General features: G+C 62.5%; 12 protein-coding genes. 4 read left to right on the top strand and 8 right to left on the bottom strand.

Annotation, left to right across the window (positions count from 1 at the left end):
• Positions 1-8: 8 nt before the first annotated feature.
• The gene (locus QRN10_RS01305; protein ID WP_285427728.1) at positions 9-1,103 is read right to left on the bottom strand and encodes a PLP-dependent cysteine synthase family protein; all 1,095 of its coding nucleotides are present in this window, start codon (positions 1,101-1,103) and stop codon (positions 9-11) included.
• Positions 1,104-1,319: 216 nt separating this feature from the next.
• Between QRN10_RS01305 and nhaA the strand changes: the two genes are divergently transcribed.
• On the top strand, positions 1,320-2,495 hold the full coding sequence (nhaA, locus tag QRN10_RS01310; RefSeq protein ID WP_181079378.1) for a Na+/H+ antiporter NhaA: 1,176 nt from the start codon (positions 1,320-1,322) through the stop codon (positions 2,493-2,495).
• 80 nt (positions 2,496-2,575) lie between these two features.
• Here the strand turns inward: nhaA and QRN10_RS01315 are convergent, their stop codons facing one another.
• Complete coding sequence (locus QRN10_RS01315; protein ID WP_181079376.1) at positions 2,576-3,040, bottom strand: outer membrane lipoprotein; 465 nt, start codon at positions 3,038-3,040, stop codon at positions 2,576-2,578.
• 157 nt (positions 3,041-3,197) lie between these two features.
• Between QRN10_RS01315 and QRN10_RS01320 the strand changes: the two genes are divergently transcribed.
• Entirely contained in the window at positions 3,198-3,440 is a 243-nt protein-coding gene (locus QRN10_RS01320; RefSeq protein WP_253510997.1) for a hypothetical protein, read from the top strand.
• A 54-nt stretch (positions 3,441-3,494) separates the two neighbouring features.
• On the opposite strand, the gene pdxH is transcribed toward QRN10_RS01320, so the two are convergent.
• The 5 genes from pdxH to dinG all read right to left on the bottom strand — a co-directional run bounded on the left by pdxH (position 3,495) and on the right by dinG (position 11,245).
• Positions 3,495-4,145 carry a pyridoxamine 5'-phosphate oxidase gene (gene pdxH / locus QRN10_RS01325; RefSeq protein ID WP_181079370.1) on the bottom strand — a complete coding sequence of 217 codons (651 nt, stop codon included), beginning with the start codon at positions 4,143-4,145 and terminating at the stop codon, positions 3,495-3,497.
• Positions 4,146-4,172: 27 nt separating this feature from the next.
• Positions 4,173-5,342 (bottom strand): OmpA family protein, encoded by a 1,170-nt coding sequence (locus QRN10_RS01330; RefSeq protein ID WP_285427729.1) that lies wholly within the window; start codon positions 5,340-5,342, stop codon positions 4,173-4,175.
• 142 nt (positions 5,343-5,484) lie between these two features.
• On the bottom strand, positions 5,485-6,630 hold the full coding sequence (locus QRN10_RS01335) for a serine hydrolase domain-containing protein (RefSeq protein WP_266248297.1): 1,146 nt from the start codon (positions 6,628-6,630) through the stop codon (positions 5,485-5,487).
• An 82-nt stretch (positions 6,631-6,712) separates the two neighbouring features.
• Positions 6,713-9,010 (bottom strand): beta-galactosidase, encoded by a 2,298-nt coding sequence (locus QRN10_RS01340; RefSeq protein WP_285427730.1) that lies wholly within the window; start codon positions 9,008-9,010, stop codon positions 6,713-6,715.
• 90 nt (positions 9,011-9,100) lie between these two features.
• The gene (gene dinG, locus QRN10_RS01345; RefSeq protein WP_181079360.1) at positions 9,101-11,245 is read right to left on the bottom strand and encodes an ATP-dependent DNA helicase DinG; all 2,145 of its coding nucleotides are present in this window, start codon (positions 11,243-11,245) and stop codon (positions 9,101-9,103) included.
• A gap of 99 nt (positions 11,246-11,344) precedes the next feature.
• On the opposite strand from dinG, the gene QRN10_RS01350 reads away from it, so the two are divergent.
• On the top strand, positions 11,345-11,809 hold the full coding sequence (locus QRN10_RS01350) for a CopD family protein (RefSeq protein ID WP_253510991.1): 465 nt from the start codon (positions 11,345-11,347) through the stop codon (positions 11,807-11,809).
• Positions 11,810-11,858: 49 nt separating this feature from the next.
• Here QRN10_RS01350 and QRN10_RS01355 read toward each other — a convergent pair whose 3' ends face one another.
• Positions 11,859-12,617: a collagen-like protein gene (locus tag QRN10_RS01355; RefSeq protein ID WP_285427839.1), complete on the bottom strand. Its 759-nt coding sequence runs from the start codon at positions 12,615-12,617 to the stop codon at positions 11,859-11,861.
• A 358-nt stretch (positions 12,618-12,975) separates the two neighbouring features.
• Here QRN10_RS01355 and QRN10_RS01360 point away from each other — a divergent pair, with 358 nt between their 5' ends.
• Positions 12,976-13,473, top strand: coding sequence for a DUF6231 family protein (locus tag QRN10_RS01360; protein WP_181079353.1), 498 nt, complete (start codon positions 12,976-12,978; stop codon positions 13,471-13,473).
• The last annotated feature ends 2 nt before the right edge of the window (positions 13,474-13,475 follow it).

The following is a 13,475-nucleotide window of genomic DNA, read 5'->3' on the forward strand; positions in this document are numbered from 1 at the left end:
CTGCCCTCTTAAATATTCGCCCGCAGTACGCTGGCGGGCAGCGGTTCGCCGCGCTCCACGCTGGCGGCAACGGCCGATATCAAAGCACCCAGTTCATACCCCTGCCCCGCGAGCCACGCCTGATCGTAATAGGTGGTGGCATAGCGCTCGCCACCGTCACATAAAATCGCCACGATCGAGCCCGACTCCCCCGCCGCTTTCATCTGCTGCGCGGCCATCAGCGCGCCGATCAGGTTGGTCCCGCTGGACCCGCCGACGCGTCGTCCCAGGCGCTCGGCCAGGTAATGCATCGCGGCCAGGGACAGCGCATCAGGCACCTTGACCATCGCGTCGATGACCTTCGGCAGAAACGACGCTTCGACCCGTGGTCGGCCGATGCCTTCGATGCGCGAACCGCAGTCCAGGCGCAGGGTGGCGTCGCCGCTCTGGTAGAAGTCGAAGAACACCGAACGCTCGGCATCGGCGCATAACACGCGGGTGCAATGCTGGCGATAGCGAACATAACGTCCCAGGGTGGCGGTCGTGCCGCCGGTGCCCGGACTGGAGATCAGCCAGCTTGGTTCGGGGTGCTGCTCAAAGCGCATCTGCTGGAAGATCGACTCGGCAATGTTGTTGTTCGCTCGCCAATCGGTGGCACGTTCGGCATAAGTGAACTGATCCATGAAATGACCGCCACTTTCCTGGGCCAGACGTTCCGACTCGGCGTAAATCCGCGTCGGATCCTGCACCAGATGGCTCTTGCCGCCATAGAACGCGATCTGCGCGATCTTTTCCTGGGACGTGGTCGCGGGCATCACCGCAATGAACGGCAGGCCGAGCAGACGCGCAAAGTACGCCTCCGAAATCGCCGTGGAGCCACTGGACGCTTCAATGACCGGCGCGCCCGGCTTGAGCCAGCCGTTACACAGCGCATAGAGAAACAACGAGCGCGCCAGCCGATGCTTCAGGCTCCCGGTGGGGTGGCTGGACTCATCCTTGAAATACAACTCGATACCCGGCAGGCCCGGTAACGGCAGTGGGATCAGGTGGGTGTCGGCGCTGCGCTGGAAGTCCGCTTCAATGATGCGAATGGCTTCGCGGGCCCAGGGACGGTGGTCGCTCATCGGGGATATCTCTAAGGATGTTGAACGCAATCTTAGGATGTTTCCTACACTCCACACAGATACAGTGAAGACTGAATTGGACACACAATTGCTAGTCTTTGGCGCAACGCCTCTGCCACCTGCCACTTATAACAAATAAGAATATAACTTTTGTTTTAACAACTAACGGTACGGGTTAGGGTACCCACCTATTGAACCTGGATTGGAGAGCATCCCTTGCCTCTGCGTAGCACGTTTACCCGTTTCTTTCAGCTCGAAGCCGCTAGTGGCCTGCTGCTGATCGCCGCCGCAGCGTTGGCGCTGATCATCAACAACTCACCGTTGTCGCACCTCTACGCCGCGTTTCTGGACGTGCCGGTGGTGGCGCAGATCGGCGCATTGCAAATCGCCAAGCCGGCCCTGCTGTGGATCAACGATGGCCTGATGGCCCTGTTCTTCCTGCTGATTGGCCTGGAGGTCAAGCGCGAGCTGCTCGATGGCCATCTGTCCAAACCGTCCCAAGTGGTGTTGCCGGGCGCGGCGGCAATTGGCGGCATGGTGGTGCCGGCGCTGATCTACTGGGCCATCAACAAGGACTTCCCTGCCGCGCTGTCCGGCTGGGCGATCCCGATGGCGACCGACATTGCCTTCGCCCTCGGCGTGCTGGCCCTGCTGGGCAAGCGCGTGCCGGTGTCGCTGAAGCTGTTCCTGATGACCCTGGCCATCATCGATGACCTGGGCGCGATCATTGTGATCGCCGTGTTCTACTCCACCGACCTGTCCGGTGCCGCCCTGGCCGGTGCGGGCGCCTGCCTGGTGGCGTTGATCGCGATGAATCGCCTCGGCGTGATCAAGCTGGCTCCCTACTTGATCGTCGGGCTGATCCTGTGGGTGTGCGTGCTCAAGAGCGGCGTGCATGCCACGCTGGCCGGTGTGACCCTGGCGTTCTGCATCCCGCTGCGCACCAGAAATGCCGAGCCTTCGCCGCTGCTGACCCTGGAACACGCCCTGCACCCGTGGGTGGCCTACGGCATTCTGCCGTTGTTTGCTTTCGCCAACGCCGGTGTGTCTCTCACCGGCGTCAGCCTGGAAAGCTTTACCCACCATGTGCCCATGGGCATCGCCGCCGGCCTGCTGTTCGGCAAGACTATCGGCGTGTTCGGCCTGACCTGGCTGGCCATCAAGACCGGCCTTGCCGCCCTGCCGACCGGCGCCAACTGGGGCCAGGTGTTCGGTGTGGCGATCCTGTGCGGTATCGGCTTCACCATGAGCCTGTTCGTCGGCTCCCTGGCGTTTGTGCCGGGGGCCAGCGAGTTTGCCGGTGAAGATCGCATGGGTATCCTGACCGGGTCGATACTGGCGGCTTGCATCGGTTACGCCGTCACCGCGATGGCGAGCCGCAAAAAAGTCTGACTACGCGCGTAGTAAACGGCGCAACAAAAAACCCCAACCGGTCACCCGGTTGGGGTTTTTCTTTACCCGTCGATTAACCCTCAGCGGGTAACGCGGCTGGTACCGTCAACGGTCATGATGCGCACACGATCGCCGATGCGGAAGATTTCATTCTCCTGCACGGCCTGAACATAGGCGCGCATGCTGCCATCGTCTTCGCGTACGGTGATTTCAACACCCTGTGTACGAGTCAGGCCTTCTTCGGTCGCCGAACCCAGCAGGCCGCCGGCCACCGCACCGATCACCGCCGTGACGATGCTGCCGCGACCGCCGCCGATGGCACTGCCACCCACGCCGCCGACGACTGCACCGGCAGCGCCGCCGATAGGCGTCTTGGTGCCTTCGATTTTCACCGGACGCAGGGATTCGATGGTACCCATGCGAACGGTCTGTACACGACGCGCTTCGTCACGGGAGTACGAGTCGCCGGTCAGACTCGAGGCGCAGCCACCCAACAGCAACGACAAGGTGGTAAAGCAGGCAACCAGTAAAACAGACTTACGCATAGCATCAACTCCAAAGGACAGGTATTCATTAAACGCTGCCGCTTGACGCCTGTCACGGCAAGCCCGGCAGAAAACTGTTTTCATTCAGCCCCAGTACAGACAGCCCGTACCCGACAACTCGACGAACAGTAACACCCCGGTCGTCATCAGGACATCCATGGACTATTTCATCATTGTAGTCACAACCCTCGCCGGCCTGTATTTCCACGGCTGGCTCTACGTGCGCATCCGCCACTGGGTGGATCGCGACCTCGCGCTGTCACTGGCAGGTGATGACCCGCATAAACGCAGTTTCATGCTGCAACAACTGGAGACGGCGCGCGCCCTGAGGATCAAACGCAGGGACTTGCCAGGCTGGCTGAAAGACGCCGCGCAGCACTACACGCCCGCAGTCTCTTGAACAGAGACCGCGGGGTGAAGGGCATCATTCAGTTGAAGTGACGAAAGGTGAAGCTCAGGGCGCCAGGCGCTCGCGGACCCACTGGGTGTCGTCTTGCAGACGATAGTTGAGGCGGTCATGCAGGCGGCTGGCGCGGCCCTGCCAGAACTCAATGCGCTCGGGCAACAGGCGGTAGCCACCCCAATGCTCGGGGCAATCGGGCTGACTGTCGCTGAAGCGTTGTTCAGTGGCCTTGAGCAGCTCCTGCAGCGCTTCACGGTCGCGAATCACCCGGCTCTGCGGTGAGGCCCAGGCGCCCAGGCGGCTACCAAGTGGACGAACCTGGAAATAAGCGTCCGACTCCTGAGGCGTGACCTTGACCACCCGCCCTTCAATGCGCACCTGGCGTTCCAGGGTCGGCCAGAAGAAGGTCATGGCCGCGAACGGCCGCGCCGCGAGCTGCTGGCCCTTGGCGCTTTCGTAGTTGGTGAAGAAGGTAAAGCCCTGGGTATCCAGGCCCTTGAGCAACAGGATACGACAGTGAGGTCGACCGTCCTGATCGACCGTGGCCAGGGTCATGGCATTGGCCTCCACCGGCGGCTGCTCGGTTTTCACCGCATCGGCAAACCACTGGTGAAACAACGCAAACGGCTCGCTCGGGGCTTGGGCCTCGCTCAAACCGTCCCGTGTGTAGTCACGACGCATATCGGCCAGTGCCTGGGTCATGCGGCTTTATCCTTTTGGTTCAGCGGGTCAGTTTTTCGCCTGGTCGTTTGCAGCCGGATCTGCCGCCTTGGCCTTGGCCGGAGCAGGTTTCTTCGCGGCAGGCTTGGCAGGCGCCTTTTTGGCAGCCGGCTTGACGGCGGCTTTCTTGGCGGCAGGTTTGGCGGCAGCGGCTTTTTTTGCCGGCGCCTTGGCGGCCGGCGCAGGGGCCGGCACGTTCTGCACGGCTACCATTTCAGCCACGGGCGGGGTCTTGCCGGAGTTGTACTTGTTCAGCAACGCCAGCATGGTGGTGCGCTGGGTGAACATGATTTCCATGCGACGGTTCAGGGCGCGTCCCTGGTTGCTGTCGTTGGCCGCACGCGGCATCAGGTCACCCATGCCACGCAACATCAGGCGGTCTTGCTTGAGGCCGCTGAGGCTGAAAATCGAGGCGATGGACTGCGCACGTTCCTTGGTCAACGCCTGGCTGGCCGGGGCACTGCCGGTAGCGTCGACATGCCCCAGGACCAGCACGGCGGTCTTGGGATCGGACTCAACCGCCTTGGCCACACGGGTAAACGGCCCCAGCGTCACTGGCAACAACATTGCCGGGCGCTTGGGGTTGTAGGAACCGTCGACCGGGGCAATCACCACCAGCACGTTGTCGCGGCGTTCCAGTTGCAGGTTGCTGTCCTTGATGGCAGCACGCAGGCGCGGCTCGTAGTCGTCCAGCCAGGCCTGAGTGATTTTCGGGTCAGGCATTTGCACGTTGGCGACGTCGACCTTGGCCAATGGCTTTGGCTTGCTTTCGAACGGCCACCACCAATGGGTCTCCGTGTCGGTCTTGGCCACGGCTGGGGCCGGGTCTGCGGCTTTGAGATCGGCTTTCAGATCGGCCTTGGCGTCGGCGGCCTTGTCATCGGCGCTCTTGGATGAAAACGGCCACCAGCTGGAGCCGGTGTCGGCCTTGGCCACCGGAGCAGGCGCTGGGGCAGGCGTCGCCGCAGGAGTAGCTGCGGTGGCCGGTGCGGCAGGCTTGGCGCCAGCGGCGGGTTTAGCCTCCGGCTTGGCATCGGCCTGGCTCACAACGTCCTTGGTAGCCGCCTTGTCCGATCCGAATGACCACCAATGCCCACCTTCGGCATCATTTTGTGGAGTTTGTGCACAGCCGGTAACAGTGAGGCAAAGCGCCAGAGCCAAGGACTTGTTCGATAACATGAGATATCCACAAAATGAGAAAAGAAACGGGGGTCTGAGTGACCCGTTAAACAGACGCTTACAGAACATTTAAGTTACATGATTTCGTTCAGCGCCTTTTATAGTTGCCTTTGTAACAAAAAATTGTGAAACGGCAAGGGTTTTACAGACAACCGGCCAATATTCCGACCAACTTCTGCGCACGCGGGTCCATAAGTACATAAGGGCCGAGTGTATTAGTGACGAACCCAAACGCTACATCATGTTCAGGATCGGCAAAACCTACCGAACCGCCCGCCCCCGGATGCCCGAAAGCGCGGGCGCCAAGGCCGAATGTGGCATTGGGCAAGTGGGGTTGATCCAACATGCAGCCCAGGCCGAAGCGGGTTTGGGTCAATAATGTTTTATCCGGCCCGATACTGTGTTCGCGCGTCAATTGTTCGAGCATGTCAGCTTCCAGCAAACTACCGTCCAACAAACCACTATAAAAACCGGCCAGGCTGCGCGCATTACCGTGACCATTTGCCGCTGGCTGCTGCATACGTCGCCATTCGGGTTTATTAGTGCTGGTCAGAATAGACGGTGGGTTGGTAAAAGCCCGCGTGGTCATGGCCGCCGGTTCACGCATCATTACTTGCAGTAAACGTTGCGCGGCTTCATCGCCCATATTGCCTTTGCTGCGGGCTATATGCGCAACCCGATGAAACTGGTCATCGGCCAGGCCTACATGAAAGTCCAGCCCCAGCGGCTGCGCGACCCGCGCCACAATCGATTCGCCTGGCCCACGGCCATCGGCACGCCGCAGCAGCTCGCCGACCAGCCAGCCATAGGTGATCGCCGCATAGCCATGGCCCTGCCCCGGTGTCCACCACGGGGCTTCGGCAGCCAGGGTGTCTACCATCAGCTTCCAGTCGTACAGGGCTTCGGCGGGCAGGGCCTCGCGGATCGCCGGCAAACCGGCCTTGTGGCACAGCAATTGGCGCAGGGTGATGTCTTGCTTGCCGGCCGCCGCGAATTCCGGCCAGTACTGGGCGACCGGTGCGTCCAATTGCAGCTTGCCCTCGGCCACCAGTTGCAGGGCCGTGACGGCGGCGAAGGTTTTGGTACAGGAGAACAGATTGACGATGGTGTCGCTGTGCCAGGCTTGAGCGCCGTCCTTGTCGGCGGTGCCGGCCCACAGGTCGACCACGCTCTCACCGCCGATCTGAATGCACAGCGCCGCTCCACGCTCCTGCGGGTCATCGAACAACGCGGCGAAGGCTTCACGTACCGCTTCGAACTGGAGCTCGTAATGACCCTGAATCTGCACCTAAGCCCCCTCGTGAAGCACCATGAAAAGTGGGCGACATTGTTCCAGCCCTTGTGGGGTTTGTGAACCCGTCAGCGCTGAATCAATGACCATTTCCAGAATGCCCACCCGCGTGCCCGGTGCCCTGCGCAGCGCCTTTGCCGTCATGGGCCGAGCGACCGCCTGCCTTTTCCTGCGCTGCCGCGGCCGCATTGGCTTTCTCGGCTTCCTTGCCCAATTGCTCGACCGCCGCCAGGTTGCTTTTGCGCACGCTCTCGACGAAGCCCTGAAAGGGCACATCGGTGATGCCTGCCAGGCCGAAATGGCCGTTTTCACCGTCCAGCAAACGGCCGGTCACGGGTTGGTCCAGATATTGGAACCAATGCACGCCGACAATGGACGGCTCGGCCATGGCTTGCTTGAGGAAGTTGGCATACGCCGCGCCGCGATCCTCTTCCCTGGCCAACTGCGTCACACCGCCCCAGAACGGACCACGGTCGGCCGAGCCAACGTTGAACTCGGTGATCAGCACCGGCTTGTCCAGCGCACGCAGGGCGGCGAAGTCATAACCGTCCTGGGGTTTGAGGGTGTACATGTTAAAGCTCAACACGTCGCAATACTGCGCGCAGGACGCCACGGCCTCCGGCGTACTCACCGCAAAGCGGCCGCCGAGCAGCAATTGGTTGGGGGCGTGCCATTTGAGCGAGTCGGAGATGGTCTTGAAATACGCATCGGCGAAGGTTTTCTGGAAGTATTTGAAGTCGGCCTCGATTTCCGGGTGCGCAGGGTTGGGCATCGGCGGCTCGAAACCGGGATCTTCCATCAGTTCCCAGCCTGTAAGCTCGATCCCCCAGGCTTTCGACAGGCCCTCCTCGTTGCGGTATTTGTCGCGCAATTGCTTAAGAAACGCACGCTTGGCCGGTACATCGGTGGTCATGCGCAAGGTGCCATATGCCAGGGCATAGCGGGCTTTGGGGTCATCGCCAGGACCGGCCCAGGCCAGTTCGTTATCGGCGAAGAAGCCGATCAGCCAAGGGTCGTCGCGATGATCGCGGGCGGCGATGGCCACGGCGCGTTCGGTGGCCATGGCAAAGCGTGGGTCGAACGGGTCAGGCATGCCACCCCACCAGTCGGTGCCCGTGCTGATGCTGGCGTAGTCGCCGACGATGGACAGCGGCAAGGTGTACGGCACACGGTCGGCGGTGGCCAGGTCCGGGTCGCTCCAATTGCCTACGGTGTTAAAGCCCCAGGCCTGCAGACGGTCGAGGGTGTGGTTGACCCAGCGTTTCTGGTCGAACCCTGCCGTGCCGTAGGCGCGTTCCAGATTGGCGCGGTAAAAATCGTACCAGCGCCCGGCGCCGAAGCTGCGGCCTTCGCCCGAACCGTTGCCGGTGCGGTGATCAGCACTGCCGTAATATTTGTCGAAGGGCTCGCCGGCCTTGGGCAAGGCGGCAAACATCCATTCACGACCGGCCACATAAGTCTGGCTATTGTCCGCAGCCACGGTGTTTACGCCGAGGGAATAGAACGGATGTCCCTGCGGGGTCACCAGGTACCAGCGGCCGTCGCGTTTTTCGGTGCGGAAAAAGCCGCTGGCGGTGAACGCAGGGCCTTTGTTCCAGCCGCCGTAAGGGTCCAGCGAGGATTTGTCCCGCGTGGCCAGCCATGCCTGCAGTTGCTGCTGCTCCCTGGCGGCGCCAGCCTTGAGTTGCTCATCACTGCTGACCTTCTCCGGCCAGCGCGCACGAGTGGATTGACCATAGGCGTCGACCAGTTCGCTGTAGGCTGCCTTGATGACCGGTTCCACGTCCTGTACGCCGAAGCGCTCCAGCAGGATGCTCTGGGCCACATTGGGATTGAGCATCGACACGCTGACCGACACCACCTGGCTGCGGTCGATCTCGCCGGCGCTGCTGGCCAACAGTACACGCTGGCCGTCCACCGTGATCGGCATCGGCGGGCCGGCCTTCATGCCCTGGCTCAGCGCCGAGTTGGCTTGCAGCGGGATCAGCAAGGTCTGGGCCGGGCCGGCCGGCAGGTCGATGCGGCTGGTCAACGTGCGGCCGTCATTGCTCTGCACCTTGACATACAAGGTCAGCGCCCAGTCCATGGCACTTTGAATGCGCAGGCTCACGGCCCCGGACTGCGACCAGTCCCATGCACCGCTTTGCGGGCTGAGCACCAGGCTCGGTTCGGCCGCCGGGTTAAAGGTGATGCGCCGCAGCACCTCGCCCTCGGGAGTTTGCTCGGCATTGTATTGCGGCAGGCTGGCGTCCTGGGTCGCCACCTTGACCACATCGGCAGGTCGGACGAAGTTGAACAGTGTTTGCTGCCCGGCGGGCGCGGCGATCAAGGGCGCTGCGAACAGCAAGGCAAAAAGAGCAGGCAGCGTGCGAATCATACGAGCAAGGTTCTCCCAGACGGCCGGTGAATGGCCTGTGATGACGGTGATGAGATAGACCACAAAGTGGGCGAATTCGCCCACGGTGGATTAAGAAATTTCGCGCCGGAACGGCGGCAATGCGTTAAGGATAGCCTTGCCATAGCGCTGAGTGACCAGTCGGCGGTCGAGCAAGGTGATGGTGCCCCGATCCTGTTCGGTACGCAGCAGGCGGCCGCAGGCCTGCACCAGCTTCAGCGAGGCATCCGGCACCGAGATTTCCATGAACGGGTTGCCGCCCCGCGCTTCGATCCATTCGGCCAGCGCCGCTTCGACCGGATCGTCCGGAACCGAGAAAGGGATCTTGGCGATCACCACGTGTTCGCAGTAGGCCCCCGGCAAGTCCACGCCCTCGGCGAAACTCGCCAGGCCGAACAGCACGCTGGAGTCGCCGCCGTCCACCCGCGCCTTGTGCTTGTTGAGGGTCTCCTGCTTGGACAGGTTGCCCTGGATAAACACCTGCTTGCGCCAGTCGCGATCCAGGCCGTCGAACACATCCTGCATCTGCTTGCGCGACGAGAACAGCACCAGGGTGCCGCGCGAGCCTTCGACCAGTTCCGGCAGGTCGCGGATGATTGCCGCGGTGTGGGCCGCCGCGTCCCGTGGGTCGGCCTTGAGGTCGGGCACCCTCAGCACGCCGGCGTCGGCGTGGTGGAAGGGGCTCGGCACCACGGCGGTGACGGCTTTTTTCGGCAGCCCGGCGCGCATGCGGAAACGATCGAACGTACCCAGCGCGGTCAACGTGGCCGACGTCACCAAGGCCCCATAGGCCACGTTCCACAGGTTGCGACGCAGCATGTCGGCGGCAAGGATCGGGCTGGCGTTGACCTCGATATCGAATAGCGCACCACTTTCGGCCAGGGTCAGCCAGCGCGCCATGGGCGGGTTGTCTTCCGGGTCTTCGACGGTAAAGGCGGTCCACAGCTCCCAGTTGCCCTGCGCGCGCGACAGCAGGCTGCCGAACAGCGGGTACCACTCCTCGGCCTGGTTGCTGGCGATGCCGATGTTGACCTCGCCATCCATGCCTTCCTTGAGCAGGTCGGTGAGACGGGTGAACAGGTCGGTCAGGCGTGAAAAACCCTTCTTCAGCTCGATGCCCATTTCGCGCATGTGCTCGGGGATCAGGCCGCCGACGAAACGGTGGCGTGGCCGTTCGCGGCCTTCCACGTCTTCGCCGGGCTTGAAGTCGGCCACCTGCTCGCAGGCACTGAACATGAACTGCTGCTGGGTCTTGATCTCCCGCGCCAGCTCCGGCACCTGCTCGATCAGCTTGCCCAGATCGCCGGGCAGCGGGTGCTGGGCCAGCAGTTTGGTCAGATTTTTTGCGGTGGACTCCAGCCAATCGGCGGTAGAGCGCAGGCGCGTGTAATGGGCGAAGTGGCCGATGGCCTTGTCGGGCAAGTGGTGGCCTTCGTCGAAGACATAGAGCGTGTCGCGCGGATCGGGCAACACCGCACCGCCGCCCAGCGCCAGGTCGGCCAGCACCATGTCGTGGTTGGTGACGATCACATCGACCTTGCCCATGCCTTCGCGGGCCTTGTAGAAGGCGCACTGGCCGAAGTTGGGGCAATGCCGGTTGGTGCACTGGCTGTGGTCGGTGGTCAGGCGCGCCCAGTCGGAATCTTCCAGGGCGGTGGGCCAACTGTCGCGGTCACCGTCCCATTTATTGCCGGCCAGTTTCTCGATCATGCTGGTAAACAGCTTCTGGCTGGCCTCATCGACTTCAATCCTGAAGCCTTCTTCTTCGAACAGCTGCGCGGTGGCGGTTTGCGCGTGGCCTTCCTGCAGCAGTACGTCGAGCTTGGACAGGCACATATAGCGGCCACGGCCCTTGGCCAGGGCGAACGTGAAGTTCAGGCCGCTGTTGCGCATCAGGTCGGGCAGGTCCTTATAGACGATCTGCTCCTGCAGCGCGACCGTGGCGGTGGCGATCACCAGGCGCTTGCCGGCGGCCTTGGCGGTCGGGATCGCGGCCAGGCTGTAGGCCACGGTCTTGCCGGTACCGGTGCCGGCCTCGACGGCCACGACCGCAGGCTCGCCTTCGCGGCGGCCTTCGTCGTCGGTGTCGATATCCCCGAGGACTTTTGCCACTTCGGCAATCATCAGGCGTTGGCCGTAGCGCGGTTTCAAGCTCTTGGCTTCGAGAAAACGCGTGTAGGCGCCCTGGATCGTGGTTTTGAGTTCAGTGCTGATCATGAATAGTCGGGCGCAAAAAACGCTGGATAAATTTTCAGTGGTTCGGATCGGCGGCTATCATACCCCGCTAATTAATCCCGCGCAGAACGGAGTACCGCAATGACCGTCTTCAGCCTCGCTTACACCCTGCATGTATTAGCCGCCCTGGTATGGGTCGGCGGTATGTTTTTCGCCTGGATGATCCTGCGCCCCGCCGCTGTGGCGGCCCTTGAAGGCCCTGCCCGGCTCAGGTTGTGGGCGAATGTGTTTCAACGTTTTTTTGTGTGGATCTGGGTGGCGGTGCTGATTTTGCCGATCAGCGGTGTCGGCCTGCTGCACCTGCGCTTCAACGGCTTTGAAACCGCGCCGCGTTATGTGCAGGTGATGATGGGCTTGTATCTGGTGATGACCGCATTGTTTATCCGCATCCAGGCGTTGAAATTCCCGGCGCTGCGCGCGGCGGTGGTGGCCGAGGACTGGCCGGCGGGCGCGGCGGCCCTGGGACAGATTCGCAGGTTGGTGGGGAGCAACCTGATCATCGGGCTGGTGGTGGTGGCTATTGCTTCGGCGCGACCGATGTTCTGAGGGTCAGGCAAGCTGCAAGCCTTGACTTGCAGCTTGACGCTGCGGCGTTTCAGAGCCGCTGAATAGTCACGGCACCCGCCGGCCCGGCAGGCCCTGGCTGCCCTTCCAAACCTGGGCGGCCTTTTTCGCCGCCCTCGGTGCGGTACACCAGGCAGCCCTTGGATTGCCCACCTTTACCCGGCTTGCCCGCCGTTCCGGCAAGGCCGCCCGGACCGCCATCCACCCACACCTTGATCCGTTCGGCCGGGAAGTCTTTCGGCAACTCGACCCGCACCTGCGCGCCCGCCGCGCCTGGCAAGCCATCGCCGCCATTATCCCCGTTGGCGCCTCGCCCGGCCGCGCCCCAGGTGCAGCCCGGGTCTTCGCCGTTGGCGCCATCCAGACCGGCGTAGCCCTGGGCACCGGCGCCGCCACGGGCGTCCACCGAGAGTTCTTCGGCCGTCAGGGCATTGATGCGCAAAGTCAGGTCGCGCCCGGCCTTGGCCGGTTTTTCATGGGTGCCGGGAGCCCCACGCGAGGTGATCTGGCTGCCAGGGTCCAGCTGCGCCTGGCGCACCTGCAATTGCAGCGCGGTACTGCCGGGAACAATGGCGATGCGCGCGTCGCGGCCCAGATGCAACTCTTCCACGGTGACCTGGCTGATGGTGGCCGGCACCAGCAAGGTGCCGTAGTCCGCCACGTCCAGGCGCTCCAGTTGCAACACGCTGGTGCTGCTGGGCAGACGCATCAACGAGTTGGTTTCCACACTGACGCTCTGGGCCAGGGCAATGGGGCTGACCAACAGGGCCAACAGAAAAACCTTATGCATCATGGGGCTCCTGAGTATTTTCCAATTTTTCTTTGGACGCACAGTAACGACTTCCACGGACGGTTTGCCAGTGAAGGATCAAAAAACTTGAGAAGGGAACAATGCAGGAGGCTTGGCGGCAACATCCCAGCGGATCCCACTGGGGCAACGGCGGTCAGCGGTTGTTCTGGATTTGCGTAGTACAGTTTCAGCGCGCGACTTCTCGCGCCGGGGCCGCAGCATAAAGCGCGCTCTTTTCATCGGCACCAGCCCCGGATTCATTGGGATTGACCGCTTCACAGGACTTTTCGCCACCACCCGCTCTAGGCCCGCACGCTCAGCCGCGCTAGTCTCTATGGTCCTGATGTGAGGATCTGTGATGACCGCCGGTAACTCTGCCCGTACACCCCAGCAAGCCCTGGCCGCCCTCCTTGACCAGCACGCGCCCAAACGCTTGCTGGTGTTGGGCGTCGGTCGGTTCCCGGCGCTGGAGGCCTTTGAACAAGCGCACCCGGACAGCCAAGTGTGCTGTGCCGGGCCCGGCCCGTTGCCGGCAGACCTGGCGGCCCAGCGTTTTGACCTGGCGCTGGTGGTCGACTGCCTGGAACACTTGTCAAAACCCCAGGGCCTGACGCTGCTCGGCGGCATCCGCAACCTCAATGCCAGCCGCATTGCCGTGCTGGTCGACCTGGGCGCCTGCGACTGGAAGGACACCGACTTCTACTCCCTGGCGCTGCAGGCCGGCGAGCGTTTCCAGCGCGACGAGCAGGTCCTGACCTTGTTCACCTACGATCTGCTTGACTATAAACAGGTGCCCGACTGGCTCAACGCCCGGTTCTGGGCCAACCCGGAAAACTTCGGAAAGTATTGGTGGTGATC

It is taken from the genome of Pseudomonas sp. lyk4-R2A-8, from assembly GCF_030209095.1.
GTDB lineage: Bacteria > Pseudomonadota > Gammaproteobacteria > Pseudomonadales > Pseudomonadaceae > Aquipseudomonas > Aquipseudomonas quebecensis.

Coding starts and splice junctions, on each gene's coding strand:
- QRN10_RS01305 (WP_285427728.1), bottom strand. CDS start 1,103: ATGAGCGACCACCGTCCCTGGGCCCGCGAAGCCATTCGCATCATTGAA.
- QRN10_RS01315 (WP_181079376.1), bottom strand. CDS start 3,040: ATGCGTAAGTCTGTTTTACTGGTTGCCTGCTTTACCACCTTGTCGTTG.
- QRN10_RS01320 (WP_253510997.1), top strand. CDS start 3,198: ATGGACTATTTCATCATTGTAGTCACAACCCTCGCCGGCCTGTATTTC.
- pdxH (WP_181079370.1), bottom strand. CDS start 4,145: ATGACCCAGGCACTGGCCGATATGCGTCGTGACTACACACGGGACGGT.
- QRN10_RS01330 (WP_285427729.1), bottom strand. CDS start 5,342: ATGTTATCGAACAAGTCCTTGGCTCTGGCGCTTTGCCTCACTGTTACC.
- QRN10_RS01340 (WP_285427730.1), bottom strand. CDS start 9,010: ATGATTCGCACGCTGCCTGCTCTTTTTGCCTTGCTGTTCGCAGCGCCC.
- dinG (WP_181079360.1), bottom strand. CDS start 11,245: ATGATCAGCACTGAACTCAAAACCACGATCCAGGGCGCCTACACGCGT.
- QRN10_RS01350 (WP_253510991.1), top strand. CDS start 11,345: ATGACCGTCTTCAGCCTCGCTTACACCCTGCATGTATTAGCCGCCCTG.
- QRN10_RS01355 (WP_285427839.1), bottom strand. CDS start 12,617: ATGCATAAGGTTTTTCTGTTGGCCCTGTTGGTCAGCCCCATTGCCCTG.
- QRN10_RS01360 (WP_181079353.1), top strand. CDS start 12,976: ATGACCGCCGGTAACTCTGCCCGTACACCCCAGCAAGCCCTGGCCGCC.